This window comes from Flavobacterium pectinovorum, assembly GCF_006438875.1.
Classification (GTDB): domain Bacteria; phylum Bacteroidota; class Bacteroidia; order Flavobacteriales; family Flavobacteriaceae; genus Flavobacterium; species Flavobacterium pectinovorum_A.
This window is the reverse complement of sequence record NZ_RCZH01000007.1, coordinates 118,011-142,122: the sequence shown is the minus strand read 5'-3', so window position 1 is coordinate 142,122 and position 24,112 is coordinate 118,011. Positions and strand designations below refer to the sequence as shown.

Sequence of the window (24,112 nt, the reverse complement as noted above, 5' to 3'; positions counted from 1 at the left end):
AACGCATTATCACTATTAAACTCCTTTATTTATTAACTACATCGTTTTAGCAGCAGCCAATTTTATATTCTCTACAAATTGATCGAACAAATAAGATGAATCATGTGGTCCCGGACTAGCTTCGGGATGATATTGCACTGAAAAACAATTCTTATTTTTCATACGCATACCTGCAACAGTGTCGTCATTTAAATGTATATGGGTAATTTCTAATTCAGGATGACCTTCTAAAGCCTCTTTTTTAACAGCAAAGCCATGATTTTGAGAAGTAATTTCGCCCTTACCAGTAATAATATTTTTAACGGGATGATTAATTCCTCTATGTCCACCAAACATCTTATAAGTTTTAACCCCGTTTGCCAAAGCAATAATTTGATGTCCTAAACAGATTCCGAATAGTGGATTATTGTTTTCTATAATTTCCTTTGCCACTTCAATAACTCCTAATAGCGGATCTGGATCTCCAGGCCCATTTGATAAGAAGTAACCATCAGGATTAAACTCCGCCAGGTCTTTATAAGTAGAATTGTATGGAAATACTTTGATGTAACAATCTCTTTTTGCAAGATTCCTTAAAATATTTTTTTTAATTCCAAGATCTAAAGCTGATATTTTATAAGTAGCATTTTCGTCACCAAAAAAATAAGGCTCAGTAGTTGATACTTTTGATGCCAACTCTAAACCTTCCATATTTGGCACATTTGCCAACTCTTTTTTCAAATCTTCAACAGAAGTTCCATCAGTACAAATAACAGCATTCATTGCTCCATTGTCGCGAATATAACTTACAAGAGCTCTAGTATCAACATCAGAAATACAGATTAAATTTTGTTTGATAAAATAATCCTCTAAACTTCCGGATGCATCTTCTCTCGAATAATTAAAGCTGAAGTTTTTACAAACCAAACCAGCAATCTTAACGCTATCAGATTCAATTTCCAAATCATTAATACCATAGTTCCCTATGTGAGCATTAGTAGCCACCATTATTTGTCCAAAGTAAGATGGATCAGTAAAAATCTCCTGATATCCGGTCATTCCAGTATTAAAACAAACTTCACCAAAAGTTTTACCGCTAATTCCGATAGATTTTCCGTGAAAAATAGTTCCATCACTTAATAATAAAATGGCGCTTTGTCGTGTAGTGTATTTCATTCTTTAATTGTGTATTGTTTTTTTAATTGTGCCATGAAATTCGTTAGACGTCTTTCATTTGTAATTAGATATTTTGCAAATTTACTTCTTTAAAAGAGTGCTTCCAAGATTTTTTAAAAATTTCATTGATAAAATTAAAACCTATATTTCAAAATAAGTTACATTTTAAACTATTTTAAAAAAAATCAAAAAAAAAGGATAAACTAAAAATTAGTTTATCCTTGATTTCTATAGAATCATTACTTTCATAATTATTCAGAAGCTTCAGTAGTCGATTCTGACTCAGCAGCTGGAGCCTCTGCAGTCTCATCAGCTTTTTTTGCTTTACCACCACGACGGCTTTTTGCTTTTTTAACTTCTTTTTTACCTCCATTGTAAAGTTCATTAAAATCTACAAGTTCGATCATTGCCATATCAGCATTATCTCCCAAACGATTTCCAACTTTAATGATACGAGTGTATCCACCTGGACGGTCACCAACTTTAGCAGCTACGTCTCTGAACAAGTCAGTTACCGCATATTTACTACGTAGGTAAGCAAAAACAATACGACGATTGTGAGTCGTATCTTCTTTTGATTTTGTGATTAAAGGCTCAACGAATTGTTTAAGCGCTTTAGCCTTAGCAACAGTAGTGTTAATACGTTTGTGCTCAATAAGAGAACAAGCCATATTAGCTAACATAGCTTTTCTATGTCCAGTCTGTCTGCTTAAGTGATTGAATTTTTTTCCGTGTCTCATTGCTATTTTAAATTTAATCCGCCGTAGCGGATTGAATTATTCTTTATCTAATTTGTATTTAGCTAAGTCCATTCCGAAAGTTAAATTCTTAACAGCTACAAGTTCATCTAGCTCAGTTAAAGATTTTTTACCAAAATTACGGAATTTCATTAGGTCATTTTTATTGAACGATACTAAATCACCAAGTGTATCAACTTCAGCCGCTTTCAAGCAATTTAATGCTCTCACAGATAAATCCATATCAACAAGCTTAGTTTTAAGCAATTGTCTCATATGCAATGACTCTTCATCATACGATTCTGTTTGTGCAATTTCGTCAGCCTCGAGTGTAATTCTTTCGTCAGAAAATAACATGAAGTGGTGAATTAAAACTTTAGCAGCTTCAGTAAGAGCATCCTTTGGATTAATAGAACCATCAGTTTTAATTTCAAAAACTAATTTTTCGTAATCTGTTTTTTGCTCAACACGGAAGTTTTCAATTGCGTATTTTACATTTTTTACCGGAGTAAAAATAGAGTCTGTAAAAATAGTACCAATTGCAGCGTTCTGTTTTTTGTTCTCCTCAGCAGGAACATATCCTCTACCTTTTTCGATTGTTAAATCGAAGTTCAATTTGATTTTAGAATCTAAATTACAGATAACTAAGTCTGGATTCAGAACTTGGAAACCTGAGATAAATTTTTGAAAATCACCTGCTGTTAATTGATCTTTACCTGAAACAGAAATTGTAACTGCTTCGTTATCGATATCTTCAATTTGACGTTTGAAACGTACTTGTTTTAGATTAAGGATAATTTCGGTAACATCTTCAACAACACCTGAAATAGTAGAAAACTCATGATCTACACCTTCGATACGAACAGATGTAATTGCATAACCTTCTAATGCTGAAAGCAAAACTCTTCTAAGTGCATTACCAACTGTCAATCCATAACCAGGTTCTAAAGGTCTAAATTCGAATTTACCTTCAAAATCGGTTGAATCGATCATGATAACTTTATCGGGCTTTTGAAAATTAAATATTGCCATAAATTTCGACTAAGTCAATTATTATTTGTTGTACAACTCTACGATTAATTGTTCTTTAATGTTTTCTGGAATTTGAAGTCTTGCAGGTACAGAAACGAAAGTTCCTTCTTTAAGATCATTGTTCCAAGTAATCCATTCATAAACATGACTTGAATTTGATAAAGAACGTTCGATAGCTTCTAAAGATTTAGATTTTTCACGAACTGCAACTTTATCACCAGGTTTAAGGTGGTAAGAAGCGATATTTACAACTTCACCATTAACAGTAACGTGTCTGTGAGAAACTAATTGTCTAGCACCTCTTCTAGAAGGAGCGATACCCATTCTAAAAACAACGTTATCTAATCTTGCTTCACATAATTGTAAAAGAACTTCACCAGTAACACCTTTAGTAGCTGATGCTTTTTTGAATAAATTTCTGAATTGTTTTTCTAAAATTCCATAAGAATATTTAGCTTTTTGCTTTTCCATTAACTGAACAGCGTACTCAGATTTTTTACCTCTTTTTTTAGCCATCCCGTGTTGTCCAGGTGGGTAATTTCTTTTTTCGAAAGATTTATCATCTCCGAAGATTGCTTCGCCAAATTTACGAGCAATTCTAGTTTTTGGACCAGTATATCTTGCCATTTCTAAAAAATTAAATTTAAGGTAGAGATTATGAATTCAGGTCAAATCCTTCGATAATCTATATTCTACCTTGTTTATACTATGAATAAATAAAATTAAACTCTACGTCTTTTTGGAGGACGACATCCGTTGTGAGGCATTGGAGTAACATCGATAATCTCTGTAACTTCAATTCCACCGTTATGAATAGAACGAATAGCAGACTCACGTCCGTTTCCTGGTCCTTTTACATAAACTTTCACTTTTTTAAGTCCAGCTTCAAGAGCTACTTTACTACAATCTTCTGCTGCCATTTGGGCTGCGTACGGAGTATTCTTTTTAGAACCTCTGAAACCCATTTTACCAGCTGAAGACCAAGAAATAACTTCACCTTTTTTGTTAGTCAAAGAAATAATGATGTTATTGAAGGTAGCAGAAATATGAGCTTCTCCCGTTGATTCAACGATAACTTTACGTTTTTTTGCAGTTGCTTTAGCCATATTACTTATTATTTAGTTGCTTTTTTCTTGTTAGCAACAGTTTTTCTTTTACCTTTTCTTGTTCTAGAGTTGTTTTTAGTTCTTTGTCCTCTTAACGGAAGACCAGATCTATGACGAATACCTCTGTAACAACCAATATCCATCAAACGTTTGATGTTCAAAGAAACTTCAGAACGTAATTCTCCTTCAATTTTGAATGCTCCAACAGCTTCACGAATTGCTCCGATCTCGTCATCATTCCAATCTTGAACTTTTTTGTCTTGGCTAACTTGAGCTTTTTCTAAAATCTCAATAGCTCTACTTCTTCCTAATCCAAAGATATAGGTAAGTGCTATAACACCTCTTTTATTTTTTGGGATATCTACCCCTGCTATTCTTGCCATAATTATCCTTGTCTTTGTTTAAATCTAGGATTCTTTTTGTTTATTACGTACAATCTCCCTTTTCTACGCACAATGATGCACTCGGGACTTCTCTTTTTTACTGATGCTCTAACTTTCATAGTGAATATCCTTTAATATCGATAAGTAATTCTTGCTTTTGACAAATCATAAGGACTCATTTCTAGTTTCACTTTATCACCAGGTAATAACTTGATATAATGCATACGCATTTTTCCAGAAATATGAGCAATTACGATATGTCCATTTTCTAACTCCACACGGAACATCGCATTTGATAATGCTTCAATGATTGATCCGTCTTGTTCTATTGCTGATTGTTTTGCCATAAATATATTAAGCTACCGCTTTTCTATTTTTACCAGTCTTCATTAAACCATCATAATGTTTGTTTAACAAGTATGAATTGATTTGTTGAATAGTATCTATTGCAACTCCAACCATAATTATTAATGAGGTACCTCCAAAAAACATTGCCCAAGATTGTTGTACATCCATAATACTTACAACAATGGCTGGGAACACAGCAATCAAAGCAAGGAATAAAGATCCTGGGAAAGTTATTAAAGACATCACTTTATCTAAGAAGTCTGAAGTTTCAGCACCTGGACGAACGCCAGGAATAAAACCACCGCTTCTTTTTAAATCATCGGCCATTTTGTTAGTAGGTACAGTGATCGCAGTATAGAAGAATGTAAATACAATAATTAAAGTTGCAAATACAAAATTATACCAAAAACCAAACATATTACTAAACGCACCAACAATAGATTGTGATGTATCTGATTTAGACAATCCAGCTACAGCTGCAGGTATAAACATAATTGCCTGAGCAAAAATGATTGGCATAACTCCAGAAGCATTAAGCTTAAGAGGAATCCATTGTCTATTACCACCAGCCAAGTCTTGCTCGTAATCTCCAGTTGTTGTACGACGAGCGTATTGAACTGGAATTTTACGTACTGCCATTGTAAGCAATACACAAGAAATGATTACCAATAACCACACTATAATTTCAATAACTAATAACATTGGACCACCATTGTTATTGGTAACTCTTGAAGAAAACTCCTGCATAAATGCCTGAGGTAATCTTGCCAAAATACCAACCATAATCAATAATGAAATTCCATTTCCAATACCTTTATCTGTAATTTTTTCCCCAAGCCACATAGCAAAAATAGTACCTGTAACTAAGATAATAACAGACGAAAACAAAAATTCAGGTGAATTAAAGCCTAGTAAGAATGCACTTCCAGGTAACGTTCTGTATAAATTGTAGATATAAGTTGGACCTTGAACCAGTGTAATAGCTATAGTCAACCAACGAGTGATTTGATTAATCTTTTTTCTACCACTCTCTCCATCGTTCTGAAGTTTTTGTAAATAAGGAATAGCAATTCCCATTAACTGAACAACAATAGATGCAGAAATATAAGGCATAATACCTAAAGCAAAAACTGAAGCTTTAGAGAAAGCACCTCCTGTAAACATGTCTAGGATAGATCCTAAACCATTTTTAGTTTGTCCCGCTAAACCTGTTAATTGAGTTGCGTCAATTCCAGGCAGCGTTACGTGTGCACCAAAACGATATACTAAAAGCAATCCTAATGTAATTAAGATTCTATTTTTCAGTTCTTCGATTTTCCAAACATTACTTATTGATTCAATAAATTTCTTCATCTTAGTAGATAAGTTATATAGTTACAGCTTCTCCACCAGCAGCTTCAATAGCAGCTTTTGCAGTAGCAGTAAATTTGTGGGCAGTTACTTTTAATTTTGCTTTCAATTCTCCTCTACCTAAAATCTTAACGATTTCATTTTTGGTAGCTAGACGATTTGCTACGAAATCTGTCATTGAAACAGAATCAGTAATCACACCATTGTCTACTAATAATTGAAGCGTATCTAAATTAACACCTTCGTATTCTTTACGATTGATGTTTGTGAAACCAAACTTAGGCACACGTCTTTGAAGTGGCATTTGCCCTCCTTCAAAACCAATCTTTTTAGAATAACCAGAACGAGATTTTGCTCCCTTGTGACCTCTTGCAGAAGTACCACCTTTTCCAGAACCTTCTCCTCTACCTAATCTTTTATTTTGATTGTGTGTTGACCCTTCAGCTGGTTGTAAGTTACTTAAATTCATAACAGTATTTGTTATTTAGCTTCTTCGACAGAAACTAAGTGTTTAACTTTGTTTATCATCCCAAGGATTGCAGGATTTGAATCATGCTCTACAACTTGTCCCATTTTACGTAGACCTAAAGCTTCCAAACCTCTTTTTTGAGAAAGAGGGCAGTTGATTTTGCTTCTTACTTGTTTTACTAATAATTTAGCCATAATTTCCTTGAATTAACCTTTAAAAACTTTTTCTAAAGAAACACCTCTTTGTTTTGCAACAGTGTAAGCGCTTCTCATTTGTAATAAAGCATCAAAAGTTGCTTTCACTACGTTATGAGGATTTGATGATCCTTGAGATTTAGATAATACGTCGTGAATACCTACTGATTCAAGAACTGAACGAACAGCTCCACCAGCAATAACTCCTGTACCATGAGAAGCAGGAATTAAGTATACACGTGCACCACCAAATTTACCTTTTTGTTCGTGAGGAACAGATTGTCCATTTAAAGGAATTTTTACTAAATTTTTCTTAGCATCTTCTACTGCTTTCGCAATTGCTTCAGAAACGTCTTTAGATTTTCCTAATCCATGACCAACTACTCCGTTTTCATCACCTACAACTACAATAGCAGAAAAACCGAAAGCTCTACCACCTTTTGTAACTTTAGTAACACGATTAACACTTACCAGACGATCTTTAAGTTCAAGACCACTTGGTTTTACCAATTCTACATTTTTGTATTTAGACATAATATATTAGAATTTAAGTCCAGCCGCTCTTGCGCCTTCTGCTAATGATTTAATACGACCGTGATACAAATATCCACCTCTGTCAAAAGTGATGGTATCAATCCCAGCTTTTAACGCTTTCTCTGCAACTAGTTTTCCAACAGCAGCAGCGATTTCAACGTTAGTACCTTTTCCTATTTCTTTTTCTCTTGAAGATGCAGCTAATAAAGTAACTCCACTTACATCATCAATAAGTTGAGCGTAAATTTCTTTGTTACTTCTAAATACAGATAGTCTTGGGTTAGTAGCAGTACCACTAATCGATTTTCTAATTCTGAATCTAATTCTCTGTCTTCTATCAGATTTTGTTAATGACATAATCTTATTTTTTAAGCTGATTTACCTGCTTTTCTTCTTAATACTTCACCCACAAATTTAACACCTTTTCCTTTGTACGGCTCAGGCTTACGGAAACCTCTGATTTTCGCAGCAACCTGGCCTAAAAGTTGTTTATCAAATGATGTTAATTTTACGATAGGGTTTTTACCTTTTTCAGATATTGTTTCTAAAGCTACTTCTGGAGCAATTTCTAAAACAATATTGTGAGAATATCCAAGAGCTAAATCTAACTTTTGACCTTGGTTTGAAGCTCTATAACCAACTCCAACTAATTCAAGTTCTTTTGTAAAACCTTCAGATACACCAATTATCATGTTATTGATTAATGATCTGTATAATCCGTGCTTTGCTCTTTGGTCTTTATGATCAGACGATCTTTCTAATAGAACCTGATCGCCTTCAACTTTTACAGTAATGTCCGAAAACTCCTGAGTTAGTTGACCTTTTTTTCCTTTTACCGTAACGATACCATCTTTAACTTCAACAGTTACTCCAGCAGCGATTACAATTGGGCTTTTACCTATTCTTGACATCTTATTTAGTCTTTAAAATTAGTATACGTAACAAATTACTTCACCACCTACATTTAATTGTTTCGCTTGCTTTCCAGTCATAAGACCTTTTGAAGTTGAAACAATTGCAATTCCTAATCCGTTAAGGATTCTTGGTAATTTGGCAGCACCTGCATATTTACGTAAACCAGGTTTACTAATTCTTTGGATATCTTTAATTACAGGCTCTTTAGTATCTTTATCATACTTTAAAGCGATTTTGATTGAACCCTGAACAGAGTTGTCTTCAAATTTGTAACTCAAGATATAACCTTGATCAAATAAGATCTTAGTTATTTCTTTTTTTAGATTAGAAGCTGGAATTTCAACAACTTTGTGGTTTGCAGCCACAGCGTTACGAACTCTAGTCAAATAATCTGCAATAGGATCTGTATACATATGTATTTGATTGCGATTATGGTTTTCGGGAGACACTCGTCTCCCGAACCTTTAATCAATTAAAATTATTTTTTGGTTTGCAAAAGTAATAACTTTTTACGAGATTACCAAGATGCCTTTTTAACTCCAGGAATTAACCCATTGTTAGCCATTTCACGGAAAGTTACACGTGAAATACCGAATTGACGGATATACCCTCTTGGTCTACCTGTTAATTTACAACGATTGTGCAAACGAACTGGTGAAGCATTTTTAGGTAATTTTTGTAAACCTTCAAAATCTCCAGCTTCTTTCAAAGCTTTTCTTTTCTCAGCATACTTTGCTACCGTTTTTTCTCTCTTAACCTCGCGGGCTTTCATTGATTCTTTAGCCATGTCTTAATTCTTTTTAAAAGGTAATCCTAATTCAGCCAATAATGACTTTGCTTCCTTGTCTGTTTTTGCAGTAGTAACAAATGTAATATCCATTCCTGAAATTTTGTTTACTTTGTCAATATCAATTTCTGGGAAAATGATTTGCTCTAAAACTCCAAGGTTGTAATTACCTCTTCCGTCGAAACCAGTAGCTTTGATACCACTAAAATCTCTAACACGCGGTAAAGCAGAAGTAACAAGTCTATCTAAAAACTCATACATTCTTTCACCACGTAAAGTAACTTTTGCTCCAATAGGCATCCCTTTTCTCAATTTGAATGACGCAACGTCTTTCTTTGAAATTGTAGATACTGCTTTTTGTCCAGTGATCTTTGTTAACTCATCAACTGCATAGTCAATAAGTTTTTTATCAGATACAGCTGCACCAACTCCACGGCTCAAAACGATTTTTTCAAGTTTTGGAACTTGCATTACGTTTGTATATCCGAACTCCTCTTTAAGAGCAGAGATTACTCTACTCTTATATTCTTCTTTTAGTCTAGGTGTATATGCCATTACTATAGTACTTGATTAGATTTTTTTGAAAATCTTACTTTCTTATCTCCTTCTACTCTAATACCAACTCTAGTTGTTTCCTTAGTTTTAGGATCAATTAGTGAAATGTTAGATATTTGTATAGAAGCTTCTTTCTTAACGATACCACCTTGAGGGTTTTTAGCACTTGGTTTTGTATGTTTCGAAACCATGTTTACACCTTCAACTATCGCTTTATTTTTCTCACGGTAAACGCGTAAAACTTTACCTTCAGCACCTTTATGGTCTCCAGCAATAACTCTTACGATGTCTCCTGATTTTATTTTTAGCTTTATCATCTTAAAACGAATTAAAGCACTTCTGGTGCTAATGATACAATTTTCATGAATTGTTTTTCACGAAGTTCTCTTGCTACCGGACCAAAAACACGTGTTCCTCTCATTTCCCCTGCAGCATTCAAAAGAACACATGCATTATCATCGAAACGGATATAAGAACCATCAGCTCTTCTCACTTCTTTTTTGGTACGTACAACAACTGCAGTTGAAACAGCTCCTTTTTTAACGTTACCGTTAGGAGTTGCATCTTTAATAGATACTACAATCTTGTCACCAACAGAGGCATACCTTCTTTTGGTACCTCCTAAAACACGGATAGTTAAAACTTCTTTTGCTCCCGTGTTATCTGCTACTTTTAGTCTTGATTCCTGTTGTACCATAATTATTTAGCTCTTTCTAAGATTTCAACTAATCTCCAACATTTTGTTTTACTTAAAGGACGCGTTTCGCTAATTCTTACAGTATCTCCAATGTTACAGTCGTTTGTTTCGTCGTGTGCAACGTATTTCTTTGTTTTCAACACGAACTTACCGTATAATGGGTGTTTTACTTTTCTTACTTCAGCAATAACAATAGACTTATCCATTTTATTTGAAGTAACAACACCTATTCTTTCTTTTCTTAAATTTCTTTTTTCTTCCATCTTTCAGCAGAATACAATTATTGTAACTCTCTTTTAGTTAACTCTGTAGCCAATCTTGCAACCGTTCTTCTTACACCTCTAATTTGAAGTGGATTCTCAATTGGAGAAATAGCGTGAGCCATTTTTAGGTCAGCATATATTTTCTTAGTTTGACTAAGTTTTTCTTGCAACTCCGCTGCAGAAAGATCTTTTATTTCTGATTGTTTCATAATATAAATTTAATTATGCTTCGAAATCTCTAGCAACGACGAATTTAGTTTTTACTGGAAGCTTTTGAGCTGCAAGACGTAATGCCTCTTTTGCAACTGATAAAGGAACCCCTCCAACTTCAAACATAATTCTTCCGGGTTTAACAACGGCAGCCCAATATTCAACGGCACCTTTACCTTTACCCATACGTACCTCAAGAGGTTTCTTAGTAATTGGTTTGTCTGGAAATATTTTGATCCATAATTGTCCTTCTCTCTTCATAAAACGAGTTGCAGCAATACGCGCAGCTTCGATTTGACGAGAAGTTAAGAACATTCCATCTTCATGTACAGATTTAATACCAAACATTCCATTAGAAAGTTCATGCCCTCTTTGAGAGTTACCTTTCATTTTACCCTTTTGTACCTTACGGTATTTTGTTCTTTTAGGCTGTAACATTTTTCTTTAGTTTAAAAATTTACTTTCTTTTACGAGCGTCTGGTTTTCCACCTTTATTAAAAGGCTTTCTATCTCCTCTTGGAGAATCGCCACCTTTACCACCACCAGTTCCAGATTGTTTTTTATCCATTCCTGCAAGTGGAGAAAGATCTCTCTTTCCATAAACTTCACCTTTCATGATCCATACTTTGATTCCCATTCTACCGTAAGTAGTATGAGCTTCAGCCAAAGCATAATCAATATCAGCTCTGAAAGTTGATAGAGGAATTCTACCCTCTTTGAAACCTTCTGAACGTGCCATCTCAGCACCGTTCAAACGACCAGAAATCAAAACTTTGATACCTTCAGCGTTCATACGCATAGAGGCAGCAATAGCCATTTTGATTGCACGTCTGTAAGAAATACGGCTTTCGATTTGACGAGCGATGCTTGTCGCCACAAGATAAGCATCTAATTCAGGTCTTTTGATTTCAAAGATGTTGATCTGAACCTCTTTGTCAGTAACTTTCTTAAGTTCTTCTTTTAACTTGTCTACCTCTTGTCCACCTTTTCCGATAATGATACCAGGTCTGGCAGTAGTGATAGTAACGGTTACAAGTTTCAAAGTTCTCTCGATGATTACTTTAGATACACTAGCTTTTGATAAACGAGCGTGGATATACTTTCTGATTTTGTGATCTTCGGCAAGTTTATCACCGTAATCATTTCCACCATACCAGTTTGAGTCCCACCCTCTGATGATACCAAGTCTATTTCCAATTGGATTTGTCTTTTGTCCCATGCTGCTTAAGAATTGCTTTGTGTGTTATTGATAGCTCCAAGCACGATTGTTACGTGATTAGAACGTTTTCTTATTCTGTGTGCACGACCTTGTGGAGCTGGACGAAGTCTTTTCAACATCATTCCACCATCTACTCTGATCTCCTTAACAAATAATCCAGCTTCTTCTAAATTACCTTCGCTATTTTTTTGCTCCCAGTTATTGATTGCAGATAATAATAGTTTCTCTAATTTTCTTGAAGCCTCTTTAGAACTGAATCTTAAGATGTTAAGTGCTCTTTCTACCTTCTGACCTCTTACCAAGTCCGCTACTAAGCGCATTTTTCTAGGTGAAGTAGGGCAGTTATTCAATTTTGCGAAAGCAATAGACTTATTAGCCTCTTTTCTCGCATCTGCTGTTTCTCTTTTACGAACTCCCATTGCTTCTTATTTTTTACCTTTATTTTTTGCTCCAGCATGACCTCTAAAAGATCTAGTTGGTGAAAACTCTCCTAATTTGTGACCTACCATGTTTTCTGTTACGTAAACTGGTACAAATTGACGACCGTTATGAACTGCGATAGTTTGTCCAACAAAGTCTGGAGTAATCATAGAAGCTCTAGACCAAGTCTTTACTACTCCTTTATTTCCATTTTCAATGTTTTCCTGAACTTTCTTGTCTAACTTATAATGAACGAAAGGTCCTTTTTTTAATGAACGTGCCATATCTTATTATTTCTTTCTACGTTCTACGATATACTTGTTACTCGGGTTTTTCTTAGAACGAGTTCTATAACCTTTTGCTGGTATTCCATTTCTTGAACGTGGATGTCCACCAGAAGAACGTCCTTCTCCACCACCCATTGGGTGATCAACAGGGTTCATTGCAACAGGTCTTGTTCTAGGTCTTCTTCCTAACCATCTTGTTCTACCAGCTTTTCCTGATACAACTAATTGGTGGTCTGAATTAGAAACTGCTCCAATTGTAGCTGAACAAGTTAACAAGATCAATCTTGTTTCTCCAGACGGCATTTTAATTGTAGCATATTTTCCATCTCTTGCCATTAATTGAGCAAATGTTCCAGCTGAACGAGCGATTACCGCACCTTGACCTGGACGTAACTCAATACAAGAGATTACAGTTCCTAAAGGAATTCTGCTTAAAGGCAATGTATTACCAATTTCAGGTTGAGATTCTGGACCAGAAACTAATTTCTGACCAACTTTCAATCCGTTTTGAGCAATAACGTATGTTTTCTCTCCATCAGCATAAGCTAATAAAGCGATAAATGCAGTACGATTTGGATCATACTCAATTGATTTCACTGTAGCTGGAATTCCTTCTTTTGTACGTTTGAAATCAATGATACGATATCTCTGCTTGTGACCACCACCCGTATAACGCATGGTCATCTTTCCTTGACTATTTCTACCTCCAGAGTTTTTTATCGGCGCTATCAAAGAGCGTTCCGGCTTATCAGTTGTAATGGCGTCATAACCATTCACAACTCTAAATCGCTGACCTGGGGTAATAGGTTTTAATTTTCTTACTGACATTTTTCTATCTTAGATATTGTTGTAAAAATCAATTGTTTCTCCTTCTTGTACTTGAACAATCGCTTTCTTAATTGCATTTGTCTTTCCACTGATCAAACCACTTTTAGTGTATTTTGTAGTTCTATCCGGTCTTACGTTCATCGTGTTAACTGAAACGATAGTTACTCCATAAGCAGCTTCAATAGCTTTCTTAATCTGAACTTTGTTTGCTTTTTTGTCAACAACGAATCCGAAGCGGTTTAAAACTTCACTTTCTTTGGTTACTTTTTCTGTTACTATAGGTCTAATTATGATACTCATATTCCTATTATTTGCTTAAATTTTCTTCGATTAACTCCAAAGAACCTTCTAAAAGCACTAAATTATTAGTGTTTAAAATAGCGTAAGTGCTTAATTCTGAGCTAGTTACGACATTAGAAGCCTTTAAATTGCGTGACGACAAATATACATTTTTATTTGACTCTCCCAACACAAATAGAGATTTTTTATTTTCTAACCCTAAAGCTTTCAAAACGTTAATGAAATTTTTAGTGTTTGGCACTTCAAAATTAAAGTCTTCAAGAACGATGATATTCGCCTCTTTTGCTTTGATTGAGAAAGCTGATTTTCTCGCCAATCTTTTCAAGCCTTTATTCAATTTAAATGAATAACTTCTTGGTCTTGGTCCAAAAATTGTTCCACCACCCTTAAACAATGGATTTTTGATACTTCCCGCACGAGCAGTACCTGTTCCTTTTTGTTTTTTAATCTTACGCGTACTTCCTGTCACTTCAGCTCTTTCTTTAGCTTTGTGAGTTCCTTGTCTTTGATTAGCAAGATATTGCTTTACATCAAGGTATACAGCGTGATTGTTTGGCTCAATTGCGAATACTGAATCAGAAAGTTGAACTTTTCTTCCAGTATCTTTTCCGTTGAAATCTAATACTTTTACTTCCATTACTTCTGAATGATTACATAAGAGTTTTTATGTCCAGGAACACATCCTTTAATAACAAGTAGGTTCTTTTCAGCAACCACTTTTAAAACTCTAAGGTTTTGAACTTTTACATTGTCTCCTCCCATTCTTCCAGCCATACGCATTCCTTTGAATACTCTAGATGGATAAGAAGAAGCTCCTACAGAACCTGGCGCTCTTAAACGGTTGTGTTGACCGTGAGTTGCTTGTCCAACACCACCAAATCCGTGACGTTTAACAACCCCTTGAAAACCTTTACCTTTAGACACACCTTGTACATCTACAAATTCTCCTTCAGCAAAAATAGAAACATCAATAAGATCTCCTAATTTTTGTTCAGTTGCAAAATCTTGAAATTCAACGACTTTTTTCTTAGCAACAGTTCCAGCTTTTTTAAAGTGACCTAGAGCCGCTTTAGTGGAATGTTTCTCGTTTTTGTCATCGAAACCAAGTTGCAACGCTTCGTACCCGTCAACACCTTTGGTTCTGACTTGGGTAACAACACACGGCCCAGCTTCGATTACTGTACAAGGAATGTTTTTCCCGTTTTCGTCGAAAATACTAGTCATGCCGATTTTTTTACCAATTAACCCAGACATAAATATTAATTATTAATTACTAAAATTCCCTTCAATTTGAAAATAACAGAAATTTCCAAACAGGGAGTGCAAAAGTATATATTAAAATCGAATATACCAAACAGTTACAAAAATTAAATCGCTCATTATCAAAATTCAACGATCAAATTAACCGCTAACAATATTTTATCTATACCAAAAATTAAACCTAAACTTCTTAACTTGCAACAACATTAGACTTAACAATTACATAATCCACTAACAAAAAAAACATCGGCAACTACCTAAATAAAAGACATTTCACCCAAAACTGGTTTAATGAATTAAAAAACAAACACTTTAAAAATCATGAAGCAAAAATTCTTGACAACAAAAAAAGCGAGACATTTCTGTCTCGCTTTTTATATATAAAATATAATAAAAAAATTATACTTTTATCTCTACTTCAACTCCACTTGGCAATTCAAGTTTCATTAATGCATCAATAGTTTTAGATGAAGATGAATAAATATCAATCAATCTCTTGTATGACATTACTTCAAATTGCTCTCTCGCTTTTTTGTTAACGTGCGGAGAACGCAACACAGTGAAAAGTTTTTTGTGAGTTGGCAACGGAATTGGACCTGTTACAACTGCTCCAGTAGTTTTTACTGTTTTTACGATCTTTTCAGCAGACTTGTCCACCAACATATGATCATAAGATTTTAGTTTTATTCTGATTTTTTGACTCATTTTCTTAAGAATTAAGCGTTACCTTTTGCTTTTTTAATTACAGCTTCCGAAATATTAGAAGGTGTTTCTGCATAGTGAGAAAACTCCATTGTTGAAGTAGCTCTACCAGAAGACAATGTTCTCAACGTTGTTACGTATCCAAACATTTCTGATAAAGGCACATCAGCTTTAATAGTTTTAGCACCGTTTCTATCACCCATGTCATTAACCTGACCTCTACGACGGTTGATATCACCTACGATATCTCCCATGTTTTCTTCAGGAGTAATAACTTCCATTTTCATGATTGGCTCAAGAACAATTGCCCCAGCAGCTTTCGCCACTTCTCTATAACCCATTCTAGCTGCTAACTCAAAAGAAAGAGCATCAGAATCGACAGGGTGGAAAGATCCATCCGTCAAAGTTACTTTCAAACTATCCACCTGATAACCAGCCAAAGGACCAGTTTTCATAGCTTCACGGAAACCTTTTTCTACAGAAGGGATATATTCCTTAGGAACGTTACCACCTTTTACTGCATTAATAAACTGTAATCCTTTTGGAACCTTACCATCAACTTCATCAGCAGGCTCAAGTGTAAATACGATATCACCGAATTTACCACGACCTCCAGATTGTTTCTTGTAAGTTTCTCTGTGTGTTGCAGTTTTTGTAAACGCTTCTTTATATTCAACTTGAGGCTCACCTTGGTTTACTTCAACTTTAAATTCACGTTTCATACGATCAACTAAGATATCTAAGTGAAGCTCACCCATACCTGATATAATAGTTTGCCCTGAAGCTTCATCTGTTCTAACAGTAAATGTCGGATCCTCTTCAGCTAATTTAGCCAAAGCCATACCCATCTTATCAACGTCAGCTTTAGTTTTAGGCTCAATTGCAATACCAATTACCGGTGCAGGGAATTTCATAGACTCAAGAATAATTGGGTGTTTTTCATCACACAATGTATCTCCAGTTTTAATATCTTTAAATCCAACAGCAGCTCCAATATCTCCAGCTTCGATATAATCGATTGGATTTTGTTTATTAGCGTGCATTTGGTAAATACGAGAAATTCTTTCTTTATTTCCTGAACGTGTATTCAAAACATAAGAACCAGCATCAAGACGTCCTGAATAAGCACGGAAGAAAGCTAAACGACCAACGAATGGGTCAGTAGCAATTTTAAATGCTAAAGCAGCGAACGGCTCTTTTACATCTGGCTTACGCAAGATTTTAGTTTGATCTTCTTCTAACAATTCAGCATCATCAGGATCAATTCCCCAGATACCTTCTTTATCCATTGGAGATGGCAAGTATTTACATACCGCATCTAACATGAATTGAACTCCTTTGTTTTTGAAAGAAGAACCAGCAATCATAGGAATGATAGCCATATCCATGGTTGCAGCTCTAAGAGCTACGTTGATTTCTTCCTCTGTAATAGAGTTTTCATCTTCCATGAATTTTTCCAATAGATTTTCATCATAATCAGCTACTGCTTCAATAAGAATAGATCTGTATTCTTTAACTTCAGCTAACATATCCTCAGGAATTGGCACAATATCAAAAGTTGCCCCTAGAGTTTCATCATGCCAGATAATAGCTTGGTTTTTTACTAAATCTACAACACCTTTGAAATCATTTTCTTCACCAATTGGTAAAGTGATCGCAACAGCATTAGACTTTAACATATCACGAACTTGTTGACAAACTGCCAAAAAGTTAGATCCTTGACGGTCCATTTTATTTACAAATCCCATACGAGGAACTCTGTATTGATCTGCAAGTCTCCAGTTAGTTTCTGATTGAGGCTCAACACCATCAACAGCACTAAATAAGAAAACTAAACCATCAAGCACACGTAAAGAACGGTTTACCTCTACAGTAAAATCAACGTGACCCGGGGTATCAATAATATTAAAGTGATATGGCAATGACTCAGGCAAAATTTTACCTTGCTCAGTTGGAAAACTCCACTCGCAAGTTGTTGCAGCTGATGTAATTGTAATACCTCTTTCTTGCTCTTGAGCCATCCAGTCCATTGTTGCAGCACCATCGTGTACTTCACCAATTTTATGTGATTTTCCAGTATAAAAAAGGATACGCTCTGTTGTTGTTGTTTTACCAGCATCAATGTGAGCAGCAATTCCAATATTTCTTGTATATTTTAAATCTCTAGCCATTTCTTACGAATTAAAATCTAAAGTGAGAGAAAGCTTTGTTAGCTTCTGCCATCTTGTGAGTATCCATTCTTTTCTTAACCGCAGCACCTTCTTCTTTAGCCGCAGCTAAACATTCTGACGCTAGACGTTGTGCCATAGATTTTTCATTTCTTCTTCTAGAATAAAGTATTAACCACTTCATTGCCATAGAAATTTTTCTGTCTGGTCTAATTTGCATTGGAATTTGAAATGTAGCTCCACCAACTCTACGACTACGCACTTCTACGTGAGGCATAACGTTTGTTAAAGCATCTTTCCAAATTTCTAATGAAGATTTTTCTGAATCTTGCTTTTTAGACTCAATGATGTCAATCGCATCATAAAATACTTTGAAAGCTGTAGATTTCTTACCATCCCACATTAAGTTGTTCACAAAACGCGTTACCAATTGGTCATTAAACCTTGGATCTGGTAAAAGTGGTCTTTTCTTTGCCGCTCTTTTTCTCATGTCTTTTTTTTAATAAAAAGTTATAGGTTATCCGTTAAATGTTATGTGTTATCTGTTTTTAGCTTACGCTTCAAATTTCAAACCCTTAACTCCTAACCTCCAACTCTTAACGTTTTAAATTACTTTTTTGCTTCTTTTGGGCGTTTAGCACCGTACTTAGATCTTCTTTGCGTTCTTCCTGCAACTCCTGACGTGTCAAGCGCTCCACGAACGATATGATATCTAACACCTGGCAAATCTTTTACCCTTCCACCTCTAACTAATACTATCGAGTGCTCTTGTAAATTGTGTCCTTCTCCAGGGATGTAAGCATTCACCTCATTACCATTTGTCAAACGTACACGCGCAACTTTACGCATTGCAGAGTTTGGTTTTTTTGGTGTAGTAGTGTAAACACGCGTACAAACCCCTCTTCTTTGAGGACAAGAATCTAAAGCAACCGATTTACTCTTCTTAGTTATCTGAGTTCTTCCTGTTCTTACTAATTGTTGAATTGTTGGCATAATTAATACTAAAAATTTATTATGTATATTAAATTCCCGCTTTTTACGGGGTTGCAAATGTATAAAATATTTTTCACTATACAAACGTTAATTCATTAATTTTCAACAACATTATTTAAGCTTATGATTTTACAAACAAACAATAGATATTTGCAATACTTTTAATAAATGAAAAAATTGCTTTTAAAATCTTTTTTATACCTATTCTTTTTTTGTGCCAGCATATCTTGCTACGCACAAAACTTCCATTTAAAAATAAACGGATCTAATCAAACTCAAACCCAAATAATTGATTCTGTAAACTATACAACAAATCACACCAATATAAAATCATTGTTTAATGAAATAAAAAATACATCTGAAAAACTAGCTAAAAAAGGATATATAGACAATCAAATATTAGAAACTAACAAAACAAACGACAGCACTTACACAACAGTAATTGGCCTAAACAAAAAAGCAAAAACGATACATATATATATAGGTACAAATAAGTCCTTTTTTGACATATCAGAAATAAAACAAGATACCATAGTCATCCCATATGAGGAAATCGAAAATTTCTTAAATCAAAAAATAATTGATGCCGAAAAAAGAGGTTTTGCCTTAAGTAAAATAAAACTTGAAAATATTCAAAGAGAGAATTCAATAATTTATGCCGATTTAAATTTTAAATCCGAAAAAAAACGAGCGATAAATTCAATAATTCTAAATCAGGAAAACGGATCTAACCAAAATTATTTTCCAAAAGAACACTTAAAACAACTCAATAAAAAATATCTCAACAAGACTTTTAACCAAGAAACGGTAAAAGAACTTTACAATGACATCAACAGCTACGAATTCATCACTCAAACAAAATATCCTCAAATATTATTCACAAACGATTCTACTAAAATCTACACTTATATCGAAAAAAGGAAAGCAAATACATTTGACGGATATATTGGATTTTCGAATAACGAAAATAAAAAAACAACACTTAACGGATACCTTGACATAGCATTATTAAACACTCTTCATGCTGGTGAACAATTTTCATTATACTGGAAAAGCGACGGAAACCAACAAAGAACCTTTAACACAAAAATAGAAATCCCATATATATTTCAATCCTCATTAGGACTGAAAGCACAATTAAATATCTTCAAACAAGACAGCACTTTTCAAAACACAAAGACTTCGATAGATCTAGGATATCTTCTAAATTATAATACAAAAATATACTTTGGCTACCAGGCAACTGAATCAAGTGATATTCAAAACACAAACAATTTAACCATTAGCGACTATAAAAACTCTTACACCACTTCAACTTTTGAATACAAAAAAAGTGACACAGAAAACATTCTTTTCCCTAAAAAAGCTTTTGTGAATTTTATTATTGGATACGGAAAAAGAAGCACAAACAACGACCCCAAAACGGCAGACTCAAGCCCGCAATTTTACACAAATTCAAATCTTTCTTACAATTTTGAAATAAACAAAAAAAACTATATCTACATAAATCCACAAATTTTCTATTTAAAAAGTAAAAATTACATTACTAACGAATTATTTAGATTTGGCGGAATAAACTCAATAAGGGGTTTTTCAGAAAATAGTCTTCAAGCCAATTTCACAGCTATGCTTCTTACAGAATACAGATACATTGTTTCAACCAATTTGTACATAAACTCAATTATCGATTATGCGATATATCAAGACTTAACAAAAAATTTAAATCCCAAAAAAATTAACAATTTAACAGGAATCGGAATTGGAGCAACAATCCAAACATCTGGCGGTTTGTTGAGGATTAATCTCGCAAATGGAGGGGAAAGCATTAAAGAAATACATTTATTTAACACTATGGTAAGTATATGTTATAATGTTAAATTTTGACCCAACTCGAAAAAACTTTAAACTATCATTAGGAAAGTTAACAAATTATTAAGAGTTTTGCAACACTAATTCAAAATATTTAAAAATGAAACTAAAGTTCAATGGATTCTTAGTACTACTGCTAGTACTAATGGCGCAGCTAAGTTTTGCGCAAGAAAGAACCGTTTCAGGTACAGTTTCCGATAATGCAGGAATGCCTTTGCCAGGCGTGAGTGTATTAGTAAAAGGAACTAAATCTGGAACACAAACTGATTTTGACGGAAAGTTTTCTATCAAAGCATCAACAAGCCAAGTATTGGTATTTAGCTACATCGGAATGAAAACCCAAGAGGTAGCAGCAAGCTCATCATTAGTTAATGTAAAACTAGGCGATGCAGCACAAGAACTTGAAGGCGTAGTTGTAACAACTGCCTTAGGTGTAAAAAGAGAGAAAAAATCTTTAGGTTATTCTTCTCAATTAGTAACCGCTGAACAAGTTAACAGTTCACCAACAAACAACTTTCTTAACAATTTATCTGGAAAAGTTGCCGGTTTAGAAATCAAAGCAAACTCTAACTTTGGAGGATCTACTAACATTGTACTTAGAGGTATCAAAAGTATCACTGGTAACAACCAAGCTTTAATTGTTGTAGACGGAGTAGCAGTTAGCAATGCAAATTTAAATGACACAGATTCGCAAAACGGAAGACAAGGATTTGACTTTGGTAACGCCGCATCTGATATTGACCCAAACAACATCGAATCAATCAACGTTTTAAAAGGTGCTGCTGCAACAGCTCTTTATGGTAGTCAAGCTTCAAATGGAGCGATTATGATTACAACAAAAAAAGGAAAAAAGAATTCTGCTTTAGGAGTTTCTGTTAGTTCAACTGTTTCTGTTGGATCAATAGACAAAACCACTATGCCAACTTACCAAACTAAATATGGTGAAGGTTATGGTGGAGAAGACAGTAGCTATACTGCTGACGTCTTTGGAAATCCAAATGGACTTGTAGCTTCAACTGGAGATGATGCTTCTTACGGAAACAAATTTGACCCAAACATTAAAGTATACCAATGGAATGCATTCGTATTAGGAAACCCTAACTATGGAAAAGCAACTTCTTGGGTAGCTGCCCAAAACAATCCTACTTCATTTTTTCAAAAATCAACTACATACACAAACAACGTAAATTTAAGTGGTGGTGATGAAAAAGGAGCTTACAATTTAGGATTCACAAACATCAATAACACTGGTGTATTACCGAACAGTTTACTAAACAAAAACTCTCTTAATGGTAACTTTTCAAGAGATTTATCAGATAAATTAACTTCAACAGCATTCTTTACTTTTACTGACCAAAACACAACAGGTAGAAATAACACAGGATACGGAGACAACTTCATTGGAGGATTCAGACAATGGTGGGCAGTTAACAATGACATCAAAGAACTAGAAAGAGAATACAACAGAACAGGTCAAAACATTACATGGAACCAAACTGATCCAACTAGTGGAAACTTAGCTCCTGCTTTCTGGAATAACCCATATTTTGACAGATATCAAAATTACGAACAAGATTCTAGAACAAGATTCTTAGCCGGTACAAGTTTATCTTACAAAATCACACCAGACTTCGTACTTTTAGGACGTGCAACTATTGACTACTCTAACGACCAACAAGAATTAAGAAAAGCAGTTGGAAGTCATGCTGAAACATTTGGTATCAGTGGAGCTAACGACGGTTCAGGATACTCTCTTTACAAAAGAGACTTCATGCAACAAACTTATGACTTCATTGCTACTTACAATTTTCACTTAAGTGAAAACATTGGAGCTAAAGCTTTAGGAGGTTATACATACTTAAGATCTGATGCATATTCAATTCAATCATCTACAACCGGTGGTTTAGCATCTCCAGGATTATATAGTTTAGAAAATTCTAACGTATTTTTACCAGCAAGAGAATCTCAAATTTCTTATGAAAAATCAGGATTGTACGCTCAATTATCGTTAGACTACAACAAATTCTTATTCTTAGAGGGATCATTCAGAAGCGATAAGAGTACAGCTCTACCATCAGAAAACAGTAACTATAACTATTATTCTATCGGTACAAGTTTAATCTTTTCTGAATTCGTACAAGCAGATTGGTTATCATTAGGAAAAGTAAGAATTAATTACGCACAAGTTGGTAATGACCCTGCTGCAGGAAGACTTGGCGCTAAAGTTAACAACTACGGTATCGACGGAAATCCTCTTTTTGGAAACAGCCCAACGTATTTAAATTTTGCTAACTTAAAACCAGAAACTCAAAAAGCTTGGGAAGCAGGTCTAGAGATGTCAATGTTTAAAAACAGATTAAATTTTGATTTATCTTTATACAAAACAAATACAGAAGATCAAATTTTCAATGTACCACAATCTACTTCAACTGGGGTAAACTACGCAACAGTTAATGCCGGAGAAATCGAAAACAAAGGTATCGAGTTAGCTTTATCTGGAAAAGTAATCAAAACACAAGATTTCACTTGGGATCTTGGAGTTAACTGGTCTACTAATAAAAACACAGTAGTTTCTTTAAACCAAGGAAGAGACAATTTATTATTAGCAACTTTTCAAGGAGGAGCTTCTTTAAATGCAACTGTTGGACAATCATACGGAACACTAAGAGGTACAGATTACACTTATGACGCAAATGGAAACAGAGTAATTGACGCTAGTGGCTTCTATGTACTAAATAAAAACCAAGTTATTGGTAACACTCAAGCAAAATGGCTAGGTGGTATATCCAACAAATTCTCTTACAAAAACCTTTCGCTTAATTTCTTAATTGACATTAAAAAAGGTGGAGATATTTTCTCTCTAGATCAAGCTTACGGAAGAGAAACTGGTATATATGACTTAGGAATAAATGATCTTGGAAACTCAGTTAGAGACCCATTAACAAGTGGTAATGATAGCGGAGGTGTAATCTTGCCTGGAGTTCACGCTGACGGAACAGCAAATACTACAAGAATTGACGCATCAACATCTGGAGGAACTGCTTTCAGTTCTGACACAAACCCAACAAAAGCTTACGTATACGACGGTTCATTTGTAAAATTAAGAGAAGTAGGTTTTACTTATAGCGTACCATCACAAATTTCAGACAAACTAAAACTTAAAGGATTATCTTTTAGCGTAATAGGAAACAATCTATGGATTATCCAAAAAAATCTTCCATATGCTGACCCTGAAGCAGGTTCGTCAGCAGGAAATATTCAAGGATTTCAATCAGGAGTTATGCCAGCAACAAAAGTATACTCGTTTAATGTAAAACTTAACTTCTAGACA

General features: G+C 34.5%; 35 protein-coding genes. 2 read left to right on the top strand and 33 right to left on the bottom strand.

The features are described 5' to 3' along the window. Positions 1–36 precede the first annotated feature (36 nt). The 33 genes from carA to rpsL all read right to left on the bottom strand — a co-directional run bounded on the left by carA (position 37) and on the right by rpsL (position 18,912). Entirely contained in the window at positions 37–1,155 is a 1,119-nt protein-coding gene (gene carA, locus EAH81_RS12005) for a glutamine-hydrolyzing carbamoyl-phosphate synthase small subunit (RefSeq protein WP_140507264.1), read from the bottom strand. Positions 1,156–1,406: 251 nt separating this feature from the next. Beyond that, the gene (gene rplQ, locus EAH81_RS12000; protein WP_140507261.1) at positions 1,407–1,895 is read right to left on the bottom strand and encodes a 50S ribosomal protein L17; all 489 of its coding nucleotides are present in this window, start codon (positions 1,893–1,895) and stop codon (positions 1,407–1,409) included. A gap of 36 nt (positions 1,896–1,931) precedes the next feature. Then, positions 1,932–2,924 carry a DNA-directed RNA polymerase subunit alpha gene (locus EAH81_RS11995; RefSeq protein ID WP_026109818.1) on the bottom strand — a complete coding sequence of 331 codons (993 nt, stop codon included), beginning with the start codon at positions 2,922–2,924 and terminating at the stop codon, positions 1,932–1,934. Between the two features lie 21 nt (positions 2,925–2,945). Further along, a complete protein-coding gene (rpsD, locus tag EAH81_RS11990) occupies positions 2,946–3,551 on the bottom strand; it encodes a 30S ribosomal protein S4 (RefSeq protein ID WP_026982953.1) in 606 nt (201 codons plus the stop codon). A 95-nt stretch (positions 3,552–3,646) separates the two neighbouring features. Continuing rightward, complete coding sequence (rpsK, locus tag EAH81_RS11985; RefSeq protein ID WP_007803677.1) at positions 3,647–4,030, bottom strand: 30S ribosomal protein S11; 384 nt, start codon at positions 4,028–4,030, stop codon at positions 3,647–3,649. An 8-nt stretch (positions 4,031–4,038) separates the two neighbouring features. Then, positions 4,039–4,413, bottom strand: a complete 375-nt coding sequence (gene rpsM, locus EAH81_RS11980; RefSeq protein ID WP_056245953.1) for a 30S ribosomal protein S13 — start codon at positions 4,411–4,413, stop codon at positions 4,039–4,041. A gap of 2 nt (positions 4,414–4,415) precedes the next feature. After that, positions 4,416–4,532, bottom strand: a complete 117-nt coding sequence (gene ykgO, locus EAH81_RS11975) for a type B 50S ribosomal protein L36 (protein WP_072945378.1) — start codon at positions 4,530–4,532, stop codon at positions 4,416–4,418. 12 nt (positions 4,533–4,544) lie between these two features. Continuing rightward, positions 4,545–4,760 carry a translation initiation factor IF-1 gene (infA, locus tag EAH81_RS11970; RefSeq protein ID WP_007136545.1) on the bottom strand — a complete coding sequence of 72 codons (216 nt, stop codon included), beginning with the start codon at positions 4,758–4,760 and terminating at the stop codon, positions 4,545–4,547. A gap of 7 nt (positions 4,761–4,767) precedes the next feature. Beyond that, on the bottom strand, positions 4,768–6,114 hold the full coding sequence (secY, locus tag EAH81_RS11965) for a preprotein translocase subunit SecY (RefSeq protein ID WP_089351921.1): 1,347 nt from the start codon (positions 6,112–6,114) through the stop codon (positions 4,768–4,770). Positions 6,115–6,127: 13 nt separating this feature from the next. Beyond that, the gene (rplO, locus tag EAH81_RS11960; protein ID WP_017495009.1) at positions 6,128–6,580 is read right to left on the bottom strand and encodes a 50S ribosomal protein L15; all 453 of its coding nucleotides are present in this window, start codon (positions 6,578–6,580) and stop codon (positions 6,128–6,130) included. Between the two features lie 11 nt (positions 6,581–6,591). Further along, positions 6,592–6,774, bottom strand: coding sequence for a 50S ribosomal protein L30 (gene rpmD, locus EAH81_RS11955; RefSeq protein ID WP_017495010.1), 183 nt, complete (start codon positions 6,772–6,774; stop codon positions 6,592–6,594). Between the two features lie 12 nt (positions 6,775–6,786). Beyond that, positions 6,787–7,311 carry a 30S ribosomal protein S5 gene (gene rpsE / locus EAH81_RS11950; protein ID WP_140507259.1) on the bottom strand — a complete coding sequence of 175 codons (525 nt, stop codon included), beginning with the start codon at positions 7,309–7,311 and terminating at the stop codon, positions 6,787–6,789. 3 nt (positions 7,312–7,314) lie between these two features. Next, complete coding sequence (gene rplR / locus EAH81_RS11945; protein WP_140507257.1) at positions 7,315–7,665, bottom strand: 50S ribosomal protein L18; 351 nt, start codon at positions 7,663–7,665, stop codon at positions 7,315–7,317. A gap of 11 nt (positions 7,666–7,676) precedes the next feature. Further along, positions 7,677–8,219 carry a 50S ribosomal protein L6 gene (rplF, locus tag EAH81_RS11940; RefSeq protein ID WP_042565877.1) on the bottom strand — a complete coding sequence of 181 codons (543 nt, stop codon included), beginning with the start codon at positions 8,217–8,219 and terminating at the stop codon, positions 7,677–7,679. Positions 8,220–8,237: 18 nt separating this feature from the next. Continuing rightward, positions 8,238–8,636 (bottom strand): 30S ribosomal protein S8, encoded by a 399-nt coding sequence (rpsH, locus tag EAH81_RS11935; RefSeq protein ID WP_017495014.1) that lies wholly within the window; start codon positions 8,634–8,636, stop codon positions 8,238–8,240. Between the two features lie 104 nt (positions 8,637–8,740). Continuing rightward, the gene (rpsN, locus tag EAH81_RS11930; protein WP_007803655.1) at positions 8,741–9,010 is read right to left on the bottom strand and encodes a 30S ribosomal protein S14; all 270 of its coding nucleotides are present in this window, start codon (positions 9,008–9,010) and stop codon (positions 8,741–8,743) included. A gap of 3 nt (positions 9,011–9,013) precedes the next feature. Then, positions 9,014–9,565 (bottom strand): 50S ribosomal protein L5, encoded by a 552-nt coding sequence (rplE, locus tag EAH81_RS11925; protein WP_007803652.1) that lies wholly within the window; start codon positions 9,563–9,565, stop codon positions 9,014–9,016. A gap of 2 nt (positions 9,566–9,567) precedes the next feature. Next, positions 9,568–9,882 carry a 50S ribosomal protein L24 gene (rplX, locus tag EAH81_RS11920; RefSeq protein WP_007803650.1) on the bottom strand — a complete coding sequence of 105 codons (315 nt, stop codon included), beginning with the start codon at positions 9,880–9,882 and terminating at the stop codon, positions 9,568–9,570. 11 nt (positions 9,883–9,893) lie between these two features. After that, a complete protein-coding gene (rplN, locus tag EAH81_RS11915; RefSeq protein WP_007803649.1) occupies positions 9,894–10,262 on the bottom strand; it encodes a 50S ribosomal protein L14 in 369 nt (122 codons plus the stop codon). A 2-nt stretch (positions 10,263–10,264) separates the two neighbouring features. Next, positions 10,265–10,525 (bottom strand): 30S ribosomal protein S17, encoded by a 261-nt coding sequence (gene rpsQ / locus EAH81_RS11910; RefSeq protein ID WP_007803646.1) that lies wholly within the window; start codon positions 10,523–10,525, stop codon positions 10,265–10,267. A 17-nt stretch (positions 10,526–10,542) separates the two neighbouring features. Further along, on the bottom strand, positions 10,543–10,734 hold the full coding sequence (gene rpmC, locus EAH81_RS11905) for a 50S ribosomal protein L29 (protein WP_133507759.1): 192 nt from the start codon (positions 10,732–10,734) through the stop codon (positions 10,543–10,545). Positions 10,735–10,747: 13 nt separating this feature from the next. Continuing rightward, the gene (rplP, locus tag EAH81_RS11900; protein WP_007803637.1) at positions 10,748–11,173 is read right to left on the bottom strand and encodes a 50S ribosomal protein L16; all 426 of its coding nucleotides are present in this window, start codon (positions 11,171–11,173) and stop codon (positions 10,748–10,750) included. Positions 11,174–11,192: 19 nt separating this feature from the next. Next, a complete protein-coding gene (rpsC, locus tag EAH81_RS11895) occupies positions 11,193–11,954 on the bottom strand; it encodes a 30S ribosomal protein S3 (protein WP_007803635.1) in 762 nt (253 codons plus the stop codon). A gap of 5 nt (positions 11,955–11,959) precedes the next feature. Beyond that, entirely contained in the window at positions 11,960–12,373 is a 414-nt protein-coding gene (rplV, locus tag EAH81_RS11890; protein ID WP_007803631.1) for a 50S ribosomal protein L22, read from the bottom strand. A gap of 6 nt (positions 12,374–12,379) precedes the next feature. After that, on the bottom strand, positions 12,380–12,658 hold the full coding sequence (gene rpsS / locus EAH81_RS11885) for a 30S ribosomal protein S19 (RefSeq protein ID WP_007803626.1): 279 nt from the start codon (positions 12,656–12,658) through the stop codon (positions 12,380–12,382). A gap of 6 nt (positions 12,659–12,664) precedes the next feature. Further along, entirely contained in the window at positions 12,665–13,489 is an 825-nt protein-coding gene (rplB, locus tag EAH81_RS11880; protein ID WP_059114053.1) for a 50S ribosomal protein L2, read from the bottom strand. Positions 13,490–13,498: 9 nt separating this feature from the next. Then, on the bottom strand, positions 13,499–13,789 hold the full coding sequence (rplW, locus tag EAH81_RS11875; RefSeq protein ID WP_007803621.1) for a 50S ribosomal protein L23: 291 nt from the start codon (positions 13,787–13,789) through the stop codon (positions 13,499–13,501). 7 nt (positions 13,790–13,796) lie between these two features. Continuing rightward, a complete protein-coding gene (rplD, locus tag EAH81_RS11870) occupies positions 13,797–14,426 on the bottom strand; it encodes a 50S ribosomal protein L4 (RefSeq protein ID WP_140507254.1) in 630 nt (209 codons plus the stop codon). Further along, on the bottom strand, positions 14,426–15,043 hold the full coding sequence (rplC, locus tag EAH81_RS11865; RefSeq protein ID WP_007803612.1) for a 50S ribosomal protein L3: 618 nt from the start codon (positions 15,041–15,043) through the stop codon (positions 14,426–14,428). The genes rplD and rplC overlap by 1 nt, the downstream gene beginning before the upstream one ends. 405 nt (positions 15,044–15,448) lie before the next feature. Beyond that, positions 15,449–15,754 (bottom strand): 30S ribosomal protein S10, encoded by a 306-nt coding sequence (gene rpsJ, locus EAH81_RS11860; RefSeq protein WP_007803605.1) that lies wholly within the window; start codon positions 15,752–15,754, stop codon positions 15,449–15,451. An 11-nt stretch (positions 15,755–15,765) separates the two neighbouring features. Then, complete coding sequence (fusA, locus tag EAH81_RS11855) at positions 15,766–17,922, bottom strand: elongation factor G (protein ID WP_140507252.1); 2,157 nt, start codon at positions 17,920–17,922, stop codon at positions 15,766–15,768. 10 nt (positions 17,923–17,932) lie between these two features. Further along, complete coding sequence (rpsG, locus tag EAH81_RS11850) at positions 17,933–18,409, bottom strand: 30S ribosomal protein S7 (RefSeq protein ID WP_007803600.1); 477 nt, start codon at positions 18,407–18,409, stop codon at positions 17,933–17,935. A gap of 119 nt (positions 18,410–18,528) precedes the next feature. After that, entirely contained in the window at positions 18,529–18,912 is a 384-nt protein-coding gene (gene rpsL / locus EAH81_RS11845) for a 30S ribosomal protein S12 (protein WP_007136570.1), read from the bottom strand. A gap of 168 nt (positions 18,913–19,080) precedes the next feature. On the opposite strand from rpsL, the gene EAH81_RS11840 reads away from it, so the two are divergent. Both EAH81_RS11840 and EAH81_RS11835 read left to right on the top strand, forming a co-directional pair. Further along, complete coding sequence (locus EAH81_RS11840) at positions 19,081–20,796, top strand: hypothetical protein (protein WP_140507250.1); 1,716 nt, start codon at positions 19,081–19,083, stop codon at positions 20,794–20,796. Positions 20,797–20,881: 85 nt separating this feature from the next. Next, complete coding sequence (locus EAH81_RS11835; RefSeq protein WP_140507248.1) at positions 20,882–24,109, top strand: SusC/RagA family TonB-linked outer membrane protein; 3,228 nt, start codon at positions 20,882–20,884, stop codon at positions 24,107–24,109. Positions 24,110–24,112: the final 3 nt, after the last annotated feature.